The following is a 209-nucleotide window of genomic DNA, read 5'->3' on the forward strand; positions in this document are numbered from 1 at the left end:
TTGTAGACGTCATCGCCCTGCGCCGCGTGCTCGTATGGCGCGCTGGTGTCGCCGGCCTTGATGGTCACGGTCGCATCGTTGCTCAGGGTCACGACCAGGTCGTGATCCAGCGGCTGGTTGATGTGCACGGTGAAGGTCGGCTTGACGTTCTCGGCCACCGACGTCTGGTCGGCAGTGATGGTGACCTTGACCAGGTCGCCTTCGTTGCC

The 209-nt window shown here is 63.6% G+C and carries 1 protein-coding gene; it reads right to left on the reverse strand.

What is annotated here, in order from left to right; translation table 11 throughout:
• Window positions 1-209: immunoglobulin-like domain-containing protein (locus QQL85_RS26600; protein ID WP_284357352.1), on the reverse strand; the 209-nt coding region annotated here is incomplete at both ends.

Origin of the sequence: Pseudomonas putida (assembly GCF_030159595.1) — a bacterium.
GTDB classification, from domain to species: domain Bacteria; phylum Pseudomonadota; class Gammaproteobacteria; order Pseudomonadales; family Pseudomonadaceae; genus Aquipseudomonas; species Aquipseudomonas putida_AC.